18 protein-coding genes are annotated in these 17,146 nt (G+C 73.0%); 9 read left to right on the top strand and 9 right to left on the bottom strand.

The genetic code is table 11. The annotated features are described in order from the left end of the window. Nucleotides 1–24 precede the first annotated feature (24 nt). Complete coding sequence (locus tag AB0B14_RS16945; protein ID WP_357522926.1) at nucleotides 25–951, top strand: serine hydrolase; 927 nt, start codon at nucleotides 25–27, stop codon at nucleotides 949–951. 153 nt (nucleotides 952–1,104) lie between these two features. Continuing rightward, on the top strand, nucleotides 1,105–2,082 hold the full coding sequence (locus AB0B14_RS16940) for an MBL fold metallo-hydrolase (protein WP_357522925.1): 978 nt from the start codon (nucleotides 1,105–1,107) through the stop codon (nucleotides 2,080–2,082). Nucleotides 2,083–2,124: 42 nt separating this feature from the next. Here the strand turns inward: AB0B14_RS16940 and AB0B14_RS16935 are convergent, their stop codons facing one another. Genes AB0B14_RS16935 through AB0B14_RS16925 form a run of 3 tightly spaced genes read right to left on the bottom strand, consistent with a single transcriptional unit; the run spans nucleotide 2,125 to nucleotide 4,519 of the window. Then, nucleotides 2,125–2,664 (bottom strand): DUF1697 domain-containing protein, encoded by a 540-nt coding sequence (locus AB0B14_RS16935; protein ID WP_357072049.1) that lies wholly within the window; start codon nucleotides 2,662–2,664, stop codon nucleotides 2,125–2,127. 29 nt (nucleotides 2,665–2,693) lie between these two features. Beyond that, a complete protein-coding gene (locus tag AB0B14_RS16930) occupies nucleotides 2,694–3,362 on the bottom strand; it encodes a response regulator transcription factor (RefSeq protein ID WP_357522924.1) in 669 nt (222 codons plus the stop codon). After that, a complete protein-coding gene (locus AB0B14_RS16925; RefSeq protein WP_357522923.1) occupies nucleotides 3,359–4,519 on the bottom strand; it encodes a sensor histidine kinase in 1,161 nt (386 codons plus the stop codon). Before AB0B14_RS16925 ends, AB0B14_RS16930 begins: the two co-directional genes overlap by 4 nt. Before the next feature lie 169 nt (nucleotides 4,520–4,688). Between AB0B14_RS16925 and AB0B14_RS16920 the strand changes: the two genes are divergently transcribed. Together AB0B14_RS16920 and AB0B14_RS16915 are read left to right on the top strand one after the other, a co-directional pair. Continuing rightward, nucleotides 4,689–5,462 carry an ABC transporter ATP-binding protein gene (locus tag AB0B14_RS16920; RefSeq protein ID WP_357522922.1) on the top strand — a complete coding sequence of 258 codons (774 nt, stop codon included), beginning with the start codon at nucleotides 4,689–4,691 and terminating at the stop codon, nucleotides 5,460–5,462. Next, on the top strand, nucleotides 5,456–7,885 hold the full coding sequence (locus AB0B14_RS16915; RefSeq protein WP_357522921.1) for an ABC transporter permease: 2,430 nt from the start codon (nucleotides 5,456–5,458) through the stop codon (nucleotides 7,883–7,885). Before AB0B14_RS16920 ends, AB0B14_RS16915 begins: the two co-directional genes overlap by 7 nt. Nucleotides 7,886–7,896: 11 nt before the next feature. Here AB0B14_RS16915 and AB0B14_RS16910 read toward each other — a convergent pair whose 3' ends face one another. From AB0B14_RS16910 to AB0B14_RS16895, 4 genes are read right to left on the bottom strand one after another with little or no spacing between them, the layout of a single operon-like run. Beyond that, complete coding sequence (locus AB0B14_RS16910; RefSeq protein ID WP_357072063.1) at nucleotides 7,897–8,460, bottom strand: heme-binding protein; 564 nt, start codon at nucleotides 8,458–8,460, stop codon at nucleotides 7,897–7,899. A 32-nt stretch (nucleotides 8,461–8,492) separates the two neighbouring features. Beyond that, nucleotides 8,493–9,242, bottom strand: a complete 750-nt coding sequence (locus AB0B14_RS16905) for a hypothetical protein (RefSeq protein WP_357522920.1) — start codon at nucleotides 9,240–9,242, stop codon at nucleotides 8,493–8,495. A 2-nt stretch (nucleotides 9,243–9,244) separates the two neighbouring features. Next, complete coding sequence (locus AB0B14_RS16900; RefSeq protein WP_357072069.1) at nucleotides 9,245–10,042, bottom strand: ABC transporter permease; 798 nt, start codon at nucleotides 10,040–10,042, stop codon at nucleotides 9,245–9,247. Then, nucleotides 10,039–10,935 (bottom strand): ATP-binding cassette domain-containing protein, encoded by an 897-nt coding sequence (locus AB0B14_RS16895; protein ID WP_357072072.1) that lies wholly within the window; start codon nucleotides 10,933–10,935, stop codon nucleotides 10,039–10,041. The genes AB0B14_RS16900 and AB0B14_RS16895 overlap by 4 nt, the downstream gene beginning before the upstream one ends. Nucleotides 10,936–11,067: 132 nt before the next feature. Here AB0B14_RS16895 and AB0B14_RS16890 point away from each other — a divergent pair, with 132 nt between their 5' ends. The 3 genes from AB0B14_RS16890 to AB0B14_RS16880 all read left to right on the top strand — a co-directional run bounded on the left by AB0B14_RS16890 (nucleotide 11,068) and on the right by AB0B14_RS16880 (nucleotide 13,557). Then, a complete protein-coding gene (locus tag AB0B14_RS16890; protein WP_357072075.1) occupies nucleotides 11,068–12,321 on the top strand; it encodes a histidine kinase in 1,254 nt (417 codons plus the stop codon). Further along, complete coding sequence (locus AB0B14_RS16885) at nucleotides 12,300–13,037, top strand: response regulator transcription factor (RefSeq protein WP_357072220.1); 738 nt, start codon at nucleotides 12,300–12,302, stop codon at nucleotides 13,035–13,037. The genes AB0B14_RS16890 and AB0B14_RS16885 overlap by 22 nt, the downstream gene beginning before the upstream one ends. A 166-nt stretch (nucleotides 13,038–13,203) precedes the next feature. Further along, nucleotides 13,204–13,557, top strand: coding sequence for a hypothetical protein (locus AB0B14_RS16880; protein WP_357072078.1), 354 nt, complete (start codon nucleotides 13,204–13,206; stop codon nucleotides 13,555–13,557). Nucleotides 13,558–13,643: 86 nt separating this feature from the next. Here the strand turns inward: AB0B14_RS16880 and AB0B14_RS16875 are convergent, their stop codons facing one another. Continuing rightward, a complete protein-coding gene (locus tag AB0B14_RS16875) occupies nucleotides 13,644–14,423 on the bottom strand; it encodes a D-Ala-D-Ala carboxypeptidase family metallohydrolase (protein ID WP_357072081.1) in 780 nt (259 codons plus the stop codon). Between the two features lie 314 nt (nucleotides 14,424–14,737). Between AB0B14_RS16875 and AB0B14_RS16870 the strand changes: the two genes are divergently transcribed. Then, a complete protein-coding gene (locus AB0B14_RS16870; RefSeq protein WP_357072223.1) occupies nucleotides 14,738–15,376 on the top strand; it encodes a hypothetical protein in 639 nt (212 codons plus the stop codon). Nucleotides 15,377–15,418: 42 nt separating this feature from the next. After that, complete coding sequence (locus AB0B14_RS16865) at nucleotides 15,419–15,883, top strand: PPOX class F420-dependent oxidoreductase (protein ID WP_357072084.1); 465 nt, start codon at nucleotides 15,419–15,421, stop codon at nucleotides 15,881–15,883. Between the two features lie 22 nt (nucleotides 15,884–15,905). On the opposite strand, the gene AB0B14_RS16860 is transcribed toward AB0B14_RS16865, so the two are convergent. Further along, entirely contained in the window at nucleotides 15,906–17,138 is a 1,233-nt protein-coding gene (locus AB0B14_RS16860; protein WP_357072087.1) for a serine hydrolase domain-containing protein, read from the bottom strand. Nucleotides 17,139–17,146 lie beyond the last annotated feature (8 nt).

The raw sequence follows: 17,146 nt of genomic DNA, 5'->3' as shown, positions 1-17,146 counted from the left end.
GGTGCCGCTGGATACCGTGCCGGCGTGGACGTCAACGAGCGCATCGAGGCCATCTTCACCGCCGTCGGGGTGACGGCCAGCCTGCACGCCGTCGACCTGGACGCCGTCGACCTGACCGTCGGCGTCGGCGTCGGCGTTGGCGTTGGCGACGGTCCGGAGGTCGGGGTGCGGGCCGACGAGCAGGTGGTGATCGCCTCGATCTTCAAGATCCTGCTGGTGTTGGAGTTCGCCAGGCAGGTCGAGGCCGGTCAACTCGACCCGACCGAGCGGGTCCTGGTCACCGCCGCCGACCGGCTCGGCGGGTGGGGCCTGGCCGGTTGCACCGACGACGTCGAGGTGTCGCTGCGCGACCTCGCGTACTTCGCCATGTCGGTCACCGACAACACGGCCGCCGACCTGCTGCTGCGCCGGGTCGGCCCGGATCTGCTGCCGATGCTCGCCGCCGAGCTGGGGCTGACCCGTACCCGGATCCTCGGCGGCCCCCGGGACCTGGTCGAGATGATGCTCACCGACGTGGGCGCGCGTACCGAGGCGGAATTCGCTCGGGTCTTCCCCACGTTGCCGGCGGACCGGGTCCGGGCCATGCGGGTCTTCGACCCCGCGCGCACCACCTCCAGCACCGCCCGGGAGATCACCCGGCTGCTCACGCTGATCTGGCGGGACGAGGCCGGGCCGGCGGCGGCGTGCGCGATGGTCCGCACCTGGATGGCCCGGCAGATCTTCTGGACCCGGCTGGCCGCCGGCTTCCCGCCCGGCGTCCGGGTCTCCGGCAAGACCGGCACCCTGCCCGGCCTGCACCTGGAGGCCGGGGTCGCCGAATACCCCGACGGCGGTCGGTACGCGATCGCCGTCTTCGCCCGCGCCGACCGGTTGGCCTCGCGCCGCATCGACGTGGACCTGGCGATGGGAGAGGCCGCCCGCACGGCCGTCGAGGCGTTGCGCGGCGACTGATTTCGTGACATCTCGCGCGTCCGTGCACCGCCGCTGGGCTGCTCCGATATGCGCTGCCGTATCGGAGCCGACGGCCCTTCGTCTTGGACCGGGGCACGGCGGCGCTGGTTGGCTCGGGTCGACCGATCGCCCGACCACGGGGAGTAAATCCGCATGCCCAGTCTCGACCGCCGTCGCTTCCTGCGCGACGCCGCCGCCACCACCGCACTGGTCTCCGCCGGTGGCCTTGCCGCCGGCTTCGCCACCCCGGCCCAGGCCGCGCCGCCCGCCGCCGCACCCACGCCGACCGCCCGCCGCCGGGGCGCGGTCAGCTTCCGCTGGTGGGGTACGGCCGGCTGGCGCGTCGACATCGCCGACCGGACCGTTCTCGTCGACCCGTTCCTCAGCCGGATCGACACCGGGCTGTTCACCGGCGCGTTCCAGACGGCCACCCCGTTGACCGTGCGCACCGACGTGATCGATCCGCGCGTCGACAGGGCCACGACGGTGCTCGTCACGCACACGCACTGGGACCACTTCATGGACGTGCCCTACATCGCCACGCGCACCGGCGCGCGAGTGTTCGGCACGCTCACCGCGTACCACCTGGGGTTGGCCTACGGGGTGCCGTCGACGCAGCTCAGCGCGGTCAAGGGTGGGGAGGTGCTGGACTTCGGCGACCACAGTGTCGAGGTGGTCGGCTCCCTGCACAGCCGCAACCCGTCGTACTCGGTGGCCTTTCCCGGGGTGCGGGTGGCCCAGCCGCCGCAGCCGGCGACCATCGCGGACCTGCCGGAGGGCGACACGCTGGGCTACCTGCTGCGGGTCGACGGCGGCCCGGCGGTCTACTTCACCGGGGCCAGCGACGTCGCCGAACGCAACCTCACCGGGCTGGCGCCCGACGTGGCGATGGTGGCCATGCAGAGCGCCACCACCACCGGCGACTATCTGCCTCGGCTGCTGGCCGGCCTCGACTACCCGAAGGTCATCGTGCCGGTGCACTACGACAACTTCGAGACCGAGTTGCGGAACCCGCCGGTCGTCGCGCCGACCGACCGCACCCGGTTGAACGACATGATCGCCGCGGTGCGCCGGATCTCGCCGCGCAGCCGGGTGCTGGTGCCCGAGTACGAGACCGCGTACCACTTCTGACCGGCGTCGGTGGGGGTCGCGGGGCCGCGACTCCCACCCGGGTCAGGCGGGGGCCAGCTCCGCCAGGGCCCGCACCGACTTCCAGTTGCGGGTGGTGGCCACCACGCCGAGCTTCTTCTCCAGGTACGCGTTCGTGAACTTCGACCGCCCGTAACCGCCGTCGACGAAGTGCAGGAAGACCTCCCGGCCGGTCACCGTGAACGACACGTTCTCGCCGCCGGGCACGGCCAGCGCGTCAACTGTGGACTTCTTCGGCTCGGTGGCGAGGAAGGCCACCAGCAACCTGGTCGGGTCGTCCTCCCGATCGGCGTACGGGTTGCCGCCGGCCACCGCCGCCAACTCCCGGCCACTGCGCACCAGCACCGGCACGGTCAACGCCAGCTCGTCGGTGAGCGCCCGCTCGATCCCGGCGGCCAGCTTCTCCGCGTCGCGCACGGTGCTGCCGAAGGCCACGTTGCCGCTCTGCAGGTACGTCCTGACGTCCTCGTGCCCGAGGTCGGTGACGATCCGGCGCAGGTCGGCCATCGCCAGTCGGGTGGTGCCGACGTTGACCCCGCGCAGCAGGGCGACGTAGCGGGTCATGGCTCCTCCAGGGTTCGTGACCGACCGGCTCAGCGTAGGCTGCTCGGCCCCACCAGGCCCGTCTCGTAGGCGACGATGACCAGTTGCGCCCGGTCCCGCACCGCCAGCTTGGTCAGCAGCCGCCCGACGTGCGTCTTGACGGTGGCCTGGCTGAGGTTGAGGTGCGCGGCCAGTTCCGTGTTGGACAGGCCACGGGCGATCAGCGTGAGCACCTCCCGTTCCCGCTCGGTCACCCCGTCCAGTTGGCGCGGCAACGGCCGGGCCGGCTCCGCCCGCCGGGCGAACTCGTCGATCAGCCGGCGGGTCACCGTCGGCGCGAGCAGCCCCTCCCCGGCGGCGACCACCCGGATCCCGGTCAGCAGGTCCGCCGGTGGGGTGTCCTTCAACAGGAAGCCGCTGGCTCCGGCGCGCAGCGCACCGTAGACGTACTCGTCCAGGTCGAACGTGGTCAGGATGATGACCCGGGTGTCGGCCGTCGCCGGGTCGGCGCAGATCCGTCGGGTCGCCTCGATGCCGTCCATCTCCGGCATCCGTACGTCCATCAACACCACGTCCGGCCGGTGCTCCTCGGCCAGCGCGACGGCCTCCACACCGGTGCCCGCCTCGCCAACAGTGGTGCAGTCCCCGGCGAGGTCGACCAGCAGCCGGAAGCTGCCGCGCAGCAGTGCCTGGTCGTCGGCGATCAGCACCCGGATCACGCGGCCACCCGGTAGGGCAGGCTGGCCGTCACCGCGAAGCCCCCGTCGGAGCGGGGCCCGGCGCAGAACTCCCCACCGTGCAACGCCACCCGCTCCCGCATGCCGATCAGGCCGTGACCCTCCCCGCCGACCAGGACCGGCCGCCGGCCGTCGTCGGTCACCTCCACCCGCACCTCGGCGGGCGTGACAGTCACCATCGCGTGGCAGGCGGCCGGCGCGGCGTGCTTCACCACGTTCGTCACCGCCTCCTGCACGATCCGGTAGACGGCGAGGCCCACCGACTCGGGCACCGCGCCGACGGCTTCCTCCCGTCGGACGTCGAGCCGAACGTCGACGCCCCCGATCGCCGCCTGCCGGGCCAGCGCGGGCAGCTCGTCCAGGCCGGGCGTCGGCGCGTACGGGGTGGTGCCCGCACGTAGGACGCCGAGCACCCGGCGGACGTCGGTCAGCGCGTTGCGGCTGGTCTCCTCGATCACCCGCAGGGCGGCCCCCGCCTCCCGGGGATCGGCCTCGGCGACGTGGTTCGCGACGGCCGCCTTCACCACGATGAGGCTCAGCGTGTGCGCGACCACGTCGTGCAGCTCCCGTGCCACCCGCAGTCGTTCCTCCGTGGCGGCCTGGCGGACCAGGTGATCGCTCTGCCGGGCGGCGAGGGCGCGACGCTCCCGCAGCAGCCAGCCGATCAACCAGGCTGGCGCGATCATGACTGTCGCGTAGACCACCGCCCCGGTACGCGACCACAGGTCACCGGCGGTCAGCACCAGACCGACGCTGACCAGGGCGAGACAACCGGCCGCGCTGAGCACCGACCGGCGAGTGGCCGTCGACGTGGCCACCGTGTAGAAGGACAGGCCGATGGCGAACGCCGGCGCGGCGGCGGCGAAGTTGGGAACCACCCCGGTGACCAGCGCCCCGGTGGTGCCGGCGCTGATCACCAACGCGACGGTGATCGGCCACCGCCGCCGGACGGCCAACGGCAGCCCGAGGGCCATCCCGACGAGCACGGACACCCAGAGCGGCTCGCGTACGCCACCGTGCAGGGGCGACTCCAGCGCCGCGTACGGGCAGAGGAACCCACCGACCGCCAGGGCGAGCACGGCGTCCACGAGGTAGAGGTCCATCGGCCGCAGCCGCCGGGTCAGCAGGAGAGCTGTCACGCCCGAGACGGTATCGGTCGGCCGGACCGACCGCGTCCACCCGTGGGCGGTCATCCCGCGGGACGACGTACCGGCGGTTCCGGGCCCGTGCCTCCACCCGGGGGCGGGTCGGAAAGTGTCAGCTGCGGCACGACGCGCGACACCTGCCGCAACCGGCACTGTGGCGGTCATGACCACAGACACGGTGACCCTGACGGGGCTGCGCGCGGTGTACGGCACCGGAACCCGGCGGGTGACGGCGCTCGACGGCGTGAGCACCAGCTTCGCGAGCGGCACGTTCACGGCGGTGATGGGCCCCTCGGGCTCGGGGAAGTCCACCCTGCTGCATTGCGCGGCGGGGCTGGACAGCCCGACCGAGGGGATCGTCACGATCGACGGCACGCGCCTGAACGATCTCGGTGACAACGAGCTGACCCGGTTGCGGCGCGATCGGATCGGCTTCGTGTTCCAGGCGTTCAACCTGGTGACCACGCTGACCGCCGCGCAGAACGTCGAGTTGCCGTTGCGCCTGGCCGGCCGCCGCCCGCCGGCTGAGGACGTGACCGCCGCGCTGGACGCGGTGGGCCTGGCCGACCGGGCCGGGCACCGGCCGAGTGAGTTGTCCGGGGGCGAGCAGCAGCGCGTCGCCGTGGCCCGCGCGTTGATCACCCGCCCGGCGGTGGTCTTCGCCGACGAGCCGACCGGGGCACTGGACAGCGCCGCGTCGCGGCAGGTGCTCCGGCTGCTGCGCGGGCTCGTCGACGACCACGGGCAGACCGTGGTGATGGTGACCCACGACCCCACCGCCGCCGCGTACGCCGATCGGGTCCTCCTCCTCGCCGACGGCCGCGTCGTCGACGAACTGACCGGCGGGATCACCGCCGCTGCCGTTGCCGCGCGGATCGCCGAGCGGGAGACGCGCCCGTCCTCCCCGGTGACGACGCCCGCGGAGTCGTCGTGCTGAGCATCCGGCGCTCGACCAGCGCGTTCGTGGCAGTCGCCATCGGGGTCATGCTCGTCTCGGTCGCCACCCTGCTGCTCGCCTCCGGCCGGCCGCAGGTGCCGGACCGGCTGGCGCGGGCGGCGGTGGTGGTGCAGAGCCCCGAGGCGGGCACGTCGGCCGACAACTTCGCGCCGACCCGGCCCTGGTCCGCCGCCACCGCCGCGGATCTCGTCGGCCGGCTGGGCGGTCTGCCCGGTGTGGCGGCGGCGGTGCCGGACCGGACCTTCTACGCCCAGCCGCTCGTCGATGGCCGTCCCTCAGCCGGCGACACCCGGCGGGAGGACGCCCACCAGGGGCACGGCTGGTCCAGCGCCCAGCTCGGCGGACTGCGCCTCACGGCCGGCGAGCCGCCCCGCACAGCCGGCGAGGTGGTCGTCGACAGTGCCCTCGGGCTGCCGACCGGCGGGCCGGTCACCCTGCTCACCGCGGCGGGTCCGGCGCCGTACACGGTCACCGGTCTGGTCGACGCGCCCGGCGTCCATGTCGCGGACGAGGTCGCCGCCGCGCTCGCCCCCGGCGTCCGGGCCATCGGGTTGGTGCTCGCACCGGGAGCCGATCCGGACCGGGTCGCCGCGGCGGCCGGTGGTGTCGTCGGCGCGGACGGACGGGTGCTGACCGGCGACGCGCGTGGCGCGCTGGAACCCCGCGACGACGCCCGCACCCGCTGGATCGGCATGCAGGTGCTCACCGCCACGGCAGCCCTCGCCGGCTTCGTCACGGTGTTCGTGGTCGCTTCCACCTTCGCGTTCACCGTCGCGCAGCGCCGCCGTGAGCTGGGCCTGCTGCGCGCCGTCGGCGCCACCGCACGCCAGGTCCGCCGCGCGGTGTACGCCGAGGCGCTCGTCGTGGGTGCCTCGGCCGGGCTGGTCGGCCTGCTGGTGGGCGCGGCACTGGCCCCGGTACTGGGCCGGCTACTCGTCGACGTCGGCTACGAACCGTCGACCTTCCAGGTCCGCTACGCAGCCTGGCCGCTCGCCCTCTCACTCGTCGCCGGGCCGGTGATCGCGCTGCTGGCCGTCTGGTCGGCGTCGCGCCGGGCGGCGCGGGTCCGCCCGATGGAGGCGTTGCGTGAAGCGGCGGTGGAGCAGCGGCCGATCGGGCGGCTGCGGATCGGCACCGGCGCGCTGCTCGTCGCGGCGGGGGCCGCGCTCAGCGTCGGCACGGCGACCGCCGACGAGGCCCGCGTCGCGGCACAGTACGCCCTGTACGCGGTGATGACCCTGGTGGCCGGTGCCACAGTGCTCTCCCCGGCGGTGGTCGGCCCGGTGGTGCGACTACTGCGCTCCCCGGTGCGGCGCTCCGGTGGCGCGATCGGGATGCTCGTTCGCGGCGGCGCGTTGACCGCGACCCGGCGGACCGCGTCCACCGCCGCCCCGGTGCTGCTCACCGTCGCCTTCGCGGTGCTGGTGTCCGGGATGGTGCGGACCACCACCGCCGCGTACGCGGCAGGCCGGGCGGACAACGTGAACGCCGGCTGGATCGTGGTGCCGGACCGGGCACCCGGTCTGTCGGACCAGGCGGTCGCCGCGACCGGCGGTACCGCCCTCCTGCCGACCACTGTCTTCCGCACCGACCCCGGCAGCGGGCCGGCCGACCGGCCACTGACCGCGCTCGGTGTGGACCCGGCCGGCTTCGCCGCCGCGAACCGGGCGCTGACCGTCGTCGCCGGCTCGCTCGACGACCTGCGCGGCGACGACACGGTGGTGCTGACCGCCTCGGCGAACCTGCGGCCGTCCGAGCCGTACGCGGTGGTCTTCGCCGACGGGGCACCTGTGACGTTGCGCGTCGTCGCCGTGGTCACCGACGACTCGCTCCCCGGTGATCTGCTGCTGCCCCGGGCGGTGGTGCGCACGCACGACCCCTCGGCGCTGACGTCCACGGTGTACGTCCGGGACCGGATCGATCCTCCGGCCGGCGCGCGGATCGTCGACGTCGCCACCTGGGCGGCCGAGGCGGACGCCGCCGAGGACCGCCTCGTCTGGCTCTTCACGCTGCTGCTGATCGGTGTGTCGGCCGGCTACGGTGCCATCGCGGTGGCCAACACGGTGCTGCTGGCCGCCGCCGGCCGGGCCGCGGACCTGCGGCTGATCCGGTTGGCCGGGGCGACCCGGCGGCAGGCCATCTGGCTGGTCACCGCCGAGTCCGCCCTGGTGGTGCTGATCGGGGCACTGCTCGGTGGCGGCGTCGCCTTCGTCGGTCTGCTCAGCATCCGCGCCGGCCTCGCCGAGCAGGTCGGCGCGCCCGTCGACCTGGTGGTGCCGTGGTCGGTGATCGTCGGCGTACTGGGGCTGTGCCTGCTGCTCGCCGCGCTGGCGAGCATCCTGCCGACGTGGCGGCTGCTGCGGCACCGCCCCGGGCGGTCACCGGTCGGCCTGCTCGGATGACCGTGTTCCGTTCACTCGACGACCGGCAGCACGACCTCGTTGCGGCGCAGGAACCACGGCGTCCACGGCAGGTCGTAGCGCGCGTACCGGATCGCGCCTGTCGGTTGCAGCCCGGCCGCGGTGACCGAGCGGCCGAGCATGGTGGCCCGTTGACTGAATGCCTGCTCCGTCCACCGCCCGGAGAACCGCATCGCCGCCGCCAGGTGCGCCGGCACCTCGCGGATCCGCACCCTCGGGTCGACCGGTTCGGGCAGGGTGGCGGCGGTGTGGGCGGGCGGCATCACGAACTGGATCAGGTACGCCCCCGGCCGCTCGCCCTCCACCTGGACCACCGGAACGATCATCGCGATCTTCTCCGAGCCGCTGGCCGCGGGCAGCGCCGGCGCGGCCGTCCCGATCGGGTGCCGGGCCCGGTTGGCGCCACCGATGTACGCGGCCAGCGGCCGGAACGCCTCGATCGGGGCCCGGGTGAAGGACGCCTGGATCTGCATTTCGGCCACCAGGTGGGCCGGGTACCGACGCAGCTCGAAGCCGGGGTGTCGGGACACCACCCGGTACGGCTGCTGTTCGGTCATCGCGCGTCTCCCAGGGTCTGCTGGGACAGACGCTACCGCCCGTCCGCCTCCCGCTCGGCCGAAGTCGACGGCTCGGGCCCAGCGGTGACGGCCCGCGCGGTCAGCCGCCAGTACTGCCGCTTGCTCTCGTCGCGCAGCACCACCCCGAGTTGGCCCAGCTCGCGGCGCAGCTCCCGGGCGTCGTCGCGGCGGTCCCGCTCGATCGCCCGTTCGCGGGCGCGCAGCAGTGCGTCCGCGCCGGCGGGCAGACCGGGCAGGTCGGGCACCCACAGCCGGTACGCCGACCGGTGCGGGTCGCCGTCCGCCCAGCTCCAGCCGTACGTGCGGAACGCCTCCGCCAGCTTGGCGGCCGGCAGGTCCGTCGACTCCCGGACCAGTTCCGCGCCGTCGCCGTCGAGCAGCACCAGGTGCTTGTCGGCGAGGAAGACCACCCGGGCGTCGGCCCGGGCGACGGCCCGGTCCTGGTCGGAGCGGCGCAGCCGGACCTGCGCCGCGTCGACGGTGACGATCAGCCGTTCGGCGGTGCCGATCCCGGCGACGACCAGGCCGGCCAGCACGCCCACCGCGACCGTGCCGGCGGTGGCCTGCGGCTCGGGCAGCCGGTCCAGCCACTCGACCAGGTCACCGAACGGCACCCAGGGCAACCGGGCGAGCCAGCCCGTTGTCGCCGCGAGGAGCCAGCCGAGGCCCGCGCCGACCAGCGGGAAGCCACCCCACATGACGACCAGCTCGGTCACGCCGCCGCTGACGACGGTGCGTGGTCGGTAGCCGGACACGTCCATGGTCAGGACACCTCGCGGCGCAGCGTCCGGAACAGACCAGCGGCCAGCGGGAGGACCATCCACAGCAGCAGGGACACCACGATCCGCCCCCACTGCCCGCCGGTGACGGCGTCGCTGCTGAACAACGGCTCCATGGTCTTGCTGGTGTCCAACCACTCGGACGGGCCACGCAGGGGCTTGACCATCTCGCCGAGCACCCCCCAGATGGTGGGCAGCAGGAAATAGCCGACGATCGCCAGCGGCGGGTTGAGCAGCAGCAGACCGAAGGCGGCACCCGTCAGCACGCCGGTAACCTGGAGGATCACCGCGTTCAGCAGCAGCGACCAGTCGAACTGCCAGGTGCCCGCGCCACCGGTGGCCGAGGCCACGAGCGTGCCGACGGCGGCGAAGACGAGGCTGGCCAGCACCGAGGCGAGTGCGGTCAGCATCACGGCGATGAGTTTAGCGACGACCACCCGTTCCCGGCGGGGCACCAGGGCGTACGTGGTGAGGGCCGTCCGCTGCGACCACTCGCTGGTGATCGACAGGATGCCGAGCACCGGCAGCAGCACCGACACCGGCAGCAGCGACGGGACGAAGAAGTTGGGGAAGGTCTGGTCGGCCTCCTTCGAGTAGATCAGTTGCAGGGTGACGATCACGGCGGTGACCAGGCCGATGGTGATCACCAGCCAACGCCCGGCCCGGGTGTCGACGAGCTTGCGCACCTCCACGGCGGAGAGCCGGAGCAGCGTCGGACGGCGTACCGGAGTGTGCTGCCGGGGCGCGACGGCGCCGGCGGCGGGCGCGGTGGTGGTGGTCATCGGACGGCCTCCTTGGTGGATTCGCCGGCGGTCAGGGTGAGGAAGAGCTGTTCGAGGCCACCGCCGCTGGCGGGCCGCAGCTCGGCCAGCGCGACGCCGGCATCGGCGGCGGCCTGGCCGACCGCCTCGGCGTCGGCCTGCACGAGCAGCCCTTCGGAGCTGTCGGCGGGGCTGAGGCCGGCCCGCTCCAGTGCCCGGCGCAGCGCCGCGTCGTCGCGGGCCCGGACCACCGTGCCGCCGCCGGCCAGCAGCTCGTTCTTGTTGCCCTGGGCCACGATCCGGCCGCCCCCGATCACCACCAGCCGGTCCGCGACCGCCTCCACCTCACGCAGCAGGTGGGAGGAGAGCAGCACCGTGCCGCCCCGGTCGGCGAAGTCGCGCAGCAAGCCGCGCATCCAGAAGATCCCCTCCGGGTCCAGGCCGTTCGCCGGCTCGTCGAGGATCAGCACCCGAGGGTCGCCGAGCAGCGCCTGCGCCAGGCCGAGCCGCTGGCGCATGCCCAACGAGTACGCCCGTACCCGACGCTTCGCCGCCACCGCGTTCAACCCGACCAGGTCGAGCTTCGCGGCGACCTCGCGCCGGCTCAAACCCATGGTGTACGCGGACAGCGTCAACGCCTCGCGGCCGGTCCGCCCGGCGTGCTGGGCGGAGGCGTCCAGCAGCACCCCGACCTCCCGTCCCGGGTTGGGCAGCTCCCGGTACGGGTGACCGGAGACGGTGGCGCGGCCAGCGGTCGGGGCGGTGAGCCCGCAGATCATCCGCATGGTGGTGGACTTGCCGGCGCCGTTGGGGCCGAGGAAGCCGGTGACGGTGCCCGGCTCGCACTGGAACGACACGTCGTCCACGGCCGGGTGTGGCCCGTATCGCTTGGTGAGGTTCTCTACCGTGATCATGCCGATGAGCCTGCCCGCGCCGCCCGGCCATTGGCTGCGGCCACCGGTCGGTGCCCCGTCGACCTTGGTCGAGGTTCGGGTCTCGACTTTGGTAGCTGGTCGTGGTGCCCGTCGGCTGCCTAGCATGGGGCCGTGACCAGCCTCGCCGTCCCGGAGCACCCCTGGCTGCTGCCGGGGGAGCTGGTGGTGCCGGCCGACCAGGGGCGTAGGCGTCCGCGCCGCACCACCCGCGACTGGATCGTGGACAGCCTCGCGTTCCTGGCTGGCCTGCTCTGGGTGCTGTTCGTCACCGCAGACGCCCTGTCGCCGGATCCGGCGATGGCGATCCCGCTGCCGCACCACTGGATGACCGGCGTGGACGCGCTGCTCGGTCTGGTCTGCTGCGGTCTGCTCTGGGTGCGCCGACGGTGGCCGCTCGGGCTGGTCGTGGCCACGACACCGCTGACCATGTTCGCGTTGGCCGCCGCCATTCCGCTGCTGATCTTCTACTTCACCCTGGTGGTGCACCGACGGACGGCCGTCGCGATCGCGGTCACCGGCGCCGGCCTCGTCACCAACCTGGTCTTCAGTTGGGTGCGTCCGGACCCGAACATGTCGTACTGGGAGACCGCGTCCTGGGGTGTGGTGCTCAGTTTCGCGGTGCTGGCCTGGGGGATGTTCGTCCGGGCCCGTCGGCAGTTGATCGTGTCGCTGCGCGAGCGGGCCGAGCGGGCCGAGGCCGAGCAACAACTCCGGGTCGCCCAGGCCCGCCACCTCGAACGCACCCGCATCGCCCGGGAGATGCACGACGTGCTGGCCCACCGGATCTCGCTGCTCAGCCTGCACGCCGGGGCGTTGGAGTTCCGCCCGGACGCGCCGCCGGACGAGGTGGCCCGCGCCGCCGGGGTGATCCGGGGCAGCGCACACGCCGCCCTCCAGGACCTGCGGGAGGTGATCGGGGTGCTCCGCGCCGAGGGTGACCACGACGTCGACGCCCCGGAGCCGCCCCAGCCGACCCTCGCCGACCTGCCGGCCCTGATCGCCGAATCGCGCTCGGCCGGCGTCAACGTCAACGTCAGCGACATCGTCGACCGGTCCGGGGAGGTGCCGGCGGCGCTGGGCCGGGCCGCGTACCGGATCGTGCAGGAGGGGCTGACCAACGCCCGCAAGCACGCGGCCGGCGCGGCCGTCACCGTGGACGTGGCCGGTGGGCCGGGCGCTGGTCTGACCGTGGCGATCGGCAACCGGTGGCCGGTCGGCGCACCGCCCGGGGGGACGCTGCCGGGCGCCGGCACCGGCCTGGTGGGCATCAGCGAGCGCGTCACGCTTGCCGGCGGCCGGCTGGCCTACGGCCGGGACGACGCGGGCGACTTCCGGTTGGCCGCCTGGCTGCCGTGGCCGGCGTGACCGGGCCCTCGGGCGTGATCGGGCCGTCGGGGCCGGAGTCGGCCGTGCCGTCGGTGCGCGTGTTGATCGTGGACGACGACGCCCTGGTCCGGGCCGGCCTCTCGATGATCCTCGGCGGCCTGCCGGACCTGACCGTGGTCGGTGAGGCGGCCGACGGCGGCGAGGTGCCCGCCGCGATCGCCGCGTACGCCCCGGACGTGGTGCTGATGGACATCCGGATGCCACGGGTGGACGGGTTGACCGCCACCGAGGCGCTGCGCGCCCAGCCGCACCCGCCGGAGGTGCTGGTGCTCACCACCTTCGACGCCGACGAGCAGGTGCTGCGGGCGCTGCGCGCCGGGGCGGCCGGTTTCCTGCTCAAGGACACCCCGCCGGCGGAGATCGTGCACGCCGTACGACGGGTGGCGGCCGGCGAGGCCACGCTCTCCCCGACGGTGACCCGGACGCTGATCGCCCACGTGACCGCCGCCACTGGAGGGCCAGCCGGTCCCGACCCGCGCCGGGAGCGGGCACTGCGGCTGCTCGGCGGGCTCAGTGAGCGGGAGCGGCAGGTGGCGGTCGCGCTGGGGCGGGGTCAGACCAACGCGGAGATCGCGGGGGAGTTGTTCATGAGTGTGGCCACGGTGAAGGCGTACGTCTCCCGGCTGCTGACCCGACTGGACCTGAACAACCGGGTCCAGGTGGCCCTGCTCGTGCACGACGCCGGCCTGGTCTGAGCCCCGTCGTACCGGAATTGAACTTTCGTCCGGCGCCGGCCGTACCCATGGCCGAGGATGTCGGTGCGGTGAGTCCGCCGTACCGCTGCCGAGCTGCGGGAGGCCTGCCGTGCGAGTTGGTGAGCAGTCGACGGATCCCATCGATCAGGTACTGGGAGAGGTGCCAATGCCGGCACCGCTGACCCCGGAGGACGTTCGGCTCGCGGTCCGGGCGGTGGTTGTGCACACCGCCGAGGAGTGGCCCACCGGGCCGCTGTGCCGCAACGACGGTGCCTCCTACCCGTGCCGCCTGCACCGCTGGGGGCGACGGGTGTTGGAGACACACGGGCTCAACGAGCGGCAGATCGAGGCGGTGATCCGGCACGGCAACCCGTTCGTGCACGTGCCCTTCCCCTTCACGGCGACCGGGCCGTCGCGGCAGCAGGCCGCGCGGGTCGTCTCGCCGGGGGCGCGGTCCACCGCTGCTGGCCGGCCGGTGACGCCCCCCGTCACCGCGCCGCGCTGGCCCCGGGCGAGCTGAGCACCCGCCCGACCTGGGGCGACACGACGCCGGCCCGACGCGAAGATTCCCTCCGCGTCGGGCCGACGTCGCGCTGGGCGGAGGGCTCAGTTACCGACGCCGCAGTCCGGCGCGGACCAACTCGTTGTGTTCGAGCTCTGGTCGCTGTTGTTCTCCCGGCGCGAGTCGAGGTGCACGTGGTCGTCGTGGTCGGGGTAGCCCGGCCCGTAGATCCCGCTGAAGCCGTTGTTGCGGGCGCCGCGGGCGATCTGGCACAGCGAGGACGAGCGCGCGGTGACGTCGGCCGCGTTGCCGTACAGGTGCTGGCTGTCGGACGCGCCACCGACCTGGTTGTTGCAGGCGCGGCTGCGGAAGCCGCTGGACACGTCGAGGGGTTTGTCGCCGAGGCTCTTGCGGAGCGCCTCCAGCTTCCACATGGTGCGCAGCGCGTTCTGCCGGGTCTGGGCAGTCGACAGCGGGCCACCGCCGTATCCGGACCCGCCGCACCCGTTGTCCAGTTCGCCGTGGCTGAAGTGCGCGGGCGTGCAGTCGTTGTCCTGTAGTTGGTACAGCTTGGCGTAGGTCTGCGGGCCGGCGACACCGTCGGCACGCAGCCCGTACGCCTGCTGGAACCGCTTGACCGCGGCGGCGGTCTTCGGCCCGTACTGGCCGTCGTTCTCCACGATGTCCCGGTAGCCGGCCCAGCCGGCGACCCGGATCTGCAACTGGCGGACGTCGTCGCCCGAGCGTCCCTGGTACAGGTTGCGGGTCCAGGTGTAACAGCCGTCCGCGTGTGCCGCTGGTGCGGCGACCACCGCGGCGATTGCTGCCCCGGGCAGCGCCAGGGCGAATGCGACGGCGACCCGCTTCAAGGTGTTTACGCGCACAGAAGTCCTCCCGATAGGAGAGCGAATGGGGTGGCTCCAGGACATCGACCGAGAAGTCCCGCGATTTCCACCCTGACACTGATCGGTGCGGTTGGAGGTAATTAACGAGAATCGTCCTCACAAACTGTCGTCCCTGGGTGTTGGCTGGGAATTAGGCTGATTTGCCAAACAGTCATCGACCACCGATCGGGGCCGCGCCGGTCAACCACGACCAAGCACACCGAACGTCGCAATCAGTCGGACCGAGGGTGATGTTCCCTTGTCACAGGTGGGCGGTAACGTCAGGCCGGGACGGCGGGATGGCGGAGGTGCACGTGGCACGCGGTGGCGTCTTCTGTGTCGAGGGTCAGTGGCACCGTGACCTCAACGAGCGCGGCTCCGTGTTGCCCACCCTCGAGCTGCTGGAGCGACTGGGCAAGATCCGCTTCATCCACAAGGACGCGGCCACCCGTGACGAGTTGTTCTACTTCCTGGACCGCTGGCTGCTCAAGCAGTATGCCGACCACCGGGTCGGCTTCTTCGCCATGCACGGAGAGCCGAGCCGACTCTGCCTCACCGACTGGCAGTCCGTGGAGTTGAACGAGGTGGCCGACCTGATGGCCGGCCGTGCGGAGGGGCGGCGACTCTATTTCGGCAGCTGCTCGGTGCTGCGGGCCTCGGACGCGGTGTTGCGCGAGTTCCTGGAGGTCACCGGAGCCGCGCTGATCTGCGGTTTCAGCCGAGAAGTCGACTGGGTCGAGTCGGCGGCCTTCGAGACCGTCCTGCTCGACGTGCTCGCCAACGGCCAGCGGCACAACGCCGCGGAGCTGCGGATGGGCTCCGCCCACTGGGCGCCGCTCGCCGCGTACCTCGGCTTTCGGGTGATCTATGCCAACGGGCGGGCCTGGCGCCCGTCCAGCCGCCCCCGGGTGCCCACCCAGGCGGTGCACCGCTCCGCGGCCCGACCGCGCTGACCCGCCGCCGCCGCGTCGCCGCCACCCTGGTAGGAACGGGGAATGGCGCGCAGCATCGCACGGAACACCCGGGTCGACCGGGACAGCCTGCTCGACTTCCTCCGACCGCGACACCGCGTCGTGCTGATGACCACCCGGGCCGACGGTCGTCCGCAGTCGTCCCCGGTCTCCGCGGGGATCGACGGGCAGGGCCGGCTGGTGGTCTCCACCTATCCCGAGCGGGCCAAGGTGACGAACATCCGCCGCGACCCCCGGGTGTCGGCGTGCGTGCTCAGCGACGACTGGAACGGCCCCTGGGTGCAGATCGACGGCACCGCCGAGGTGCTCGACCTGCCCGAGGCGCTGGAGCCGCTGGTGGACTACTTCCGCAGCATCTCCGGCGAGCACCCGGACTGGGACGACTACCGGGCGGCGATGGTGCGTCAGGGCAAGTCACTGATCCGGGTCACCATTGACGCGTGGGGTCCGATCGCCACCGGTGGCTTCCCGGCCCGCCTCGCCGACTGAGGGCGGCCCTCGGCGGTGCTGGTCAGTCGACCAGGGCCGAGTAGACGAGCTGGCGCAGCTGGGAGCGCAGCGGATAGCTACTCGACGGCATCAGCTGGGCGAACAGCAGCGCGGTGACCTCCTCGGCCGGGTCCACCCAGAAGGCGGTGCTGGCCACCCCACCCCAGTAGAACTCGCCGACGCTGCTCGGCACCCGACTGGGGATCGGGTCGTCGACCACCGCGAACCCGAGGCCGAAGCCGATCCCGTCCAGGGTCGTCTCGGCGAAGCCGCCGGTGGACAGGGTGCCCAGATCCTGGCCGCCCGGCAGGTGGTTGCGGGTCATGAACCGCACCGTGCGCGGCCCGAGCAGCCGCACCCCGTCCAGTTCGCCACCGCGCAGCAGCAGTTGGGTGAAGCGGTGGTAGTCGGCGGCGCTGGAGATGAGACCGCCTCCGCCGGAGAACAGGGTCGGCTTGCGGTACGCGCGTGCGCCGAGGCTGTCGTACCGGACGGCCTGGCCGGTGCGCGGGTCTGGTACGTAGAGCGCCGCCAGCCGGTCGGCCTCGTCGCCGTCCACCCACCAGCGGGTGTCGGTCATGCCCAGCGGGCCGAAGATCCGGTCGGCGAAGAACGCGTCGAGGCCCTGCCCGGAGAGCACCTCGACGAGCCGGCCGAGCACGTCGGTGGCGACGGAGTAGCCCCAGGCGGAGCCGGGTTGGAACAGCAGCGGCAACTCGCCGAAGGCCGCACACGCACCGGCGAGGTCGACATCCTCCGGCGGGTGCAGGTCGTAGCCGGCGGCCCGGTAGAGCCCGTCGACCACCGAGGTCTGCAGGAAGCCGTACGTCAACCCGGCGGTGTGGGTGAGCAGGTGCCAGACCCGGATCGGCTCGACCGCCGGCACGGTGTACGGCTTGAGCGTCGACCCCTTGGAGTAGACCCGCAGGTCGGCGAACTCCGGCAGCCAGCGGCTGATCTCGTCGGTCAGCTCGAACCGGCCCTCCTCCCACAGCATCATCGCCGCGACCGAGGTGACCGGCTTGGTCATCGAGTAGATCCGCCACAGCGTGTCGGCCTCGACCGGTGTGCCCGACTCCCGGTCGGCCAGCCCGTACGTCGAGGAGTGCGCCACCTCGCCACGACGGGTGACCACCACCTGCCAGCCGGCCAGCCGGCCGTCGTCGACGTACCGGCCGAAGTGCTCGTCGATCCGCGCCAACCGCGCCGGGTCGAAACCGATCTGATCCGGGTCCGTGCTTCGCGCGACACTCACGCCGCCGA

This window comes from Micromonospora sp. NPDC049171 (genome assembly GCF_040648275.1).
GTDB lineage: Bacteria > Actinomycetota > Actinomycetes > Mycobacteriales > Micromonosporaceae > Micromonospora.
The sequence above is the reverse complement of the archived record's forward strand: the minus strand, read 5'-3'. Positions and strand labels throughout refer to the sequence as shown.

What these genes read in the sequence shown, in the direction of transcription:
- AB0B14_RS16940 (WP_357522925.1), top strand. Translation starts at nt 1,105, where the DNA reads ATGCCCAGTCTCGACCGCCGTCGCTTCCTGCGCGACGCCGCCGCCACC.
- AB0B14_RS16935 (WP_357072049.1), bottom strand. Translation starts at nt 2,664, where the DNA reads ATGACCCGCTACGTCGCCCTGCTGCGCGGGGTCAACGTCGGCACCACC.
- AB0B14_RS16920 (WP_357522922.1), top strand. Translation starts at nt 4,689, where the DNA reads ATGACCACAGACACGGTGACCCTGACGGGGCTGCGCGCGGTGTACGGC.
- AB0B14_RS16910 (WP_357072063.1), bottom strand. Translation starts at nt 8,460, where the DNA reads ATGACCGAACAGCAGCCGTACCGGGTGGTGTCCCGACACCCCGGCTTC.
- AB0B14_RS16905 (WP_357522920.1), bottom strand. Translation starts at nt 9,242, where the DNA reads ATGGACGTGTCCGGCTACCGACCACGCACCGTCGTCAGCGGCGGCGTG.
- AB0B14_RS16900 (WP_357072069.1), bottom strand. Translation starts at nt 10,042, where the DNA reads ATGACCACCACCACCGCGCCCGCCGCCGGCGCCGTCGCGCCCCGGCAG.
- AB0B14_RS16895 (WP_357072072.1), bottom strand. Translation starts at nt 10,935, where the DNA reads ATGATCACGGTAGAGAACCTCACCAAGCGATACGGGCCACACCCGGCC.
- AB0B14_RS16880 (WP_357072078.1), top strand. Translation starts at nt 13,204, where the DNA reads ATGCCGGCACCGCTGACCCCGGAGGACGTTCGGCTCGCGGTCCGGGCG.
- AB0B14_RS16865 (WP_357072084.1), top strand. Translation starts at nt 15,419, where the DNA reads ATGGCGCGCAGCATCGCACGGAACACCCGGGTCGACCGGGACAGCCTG.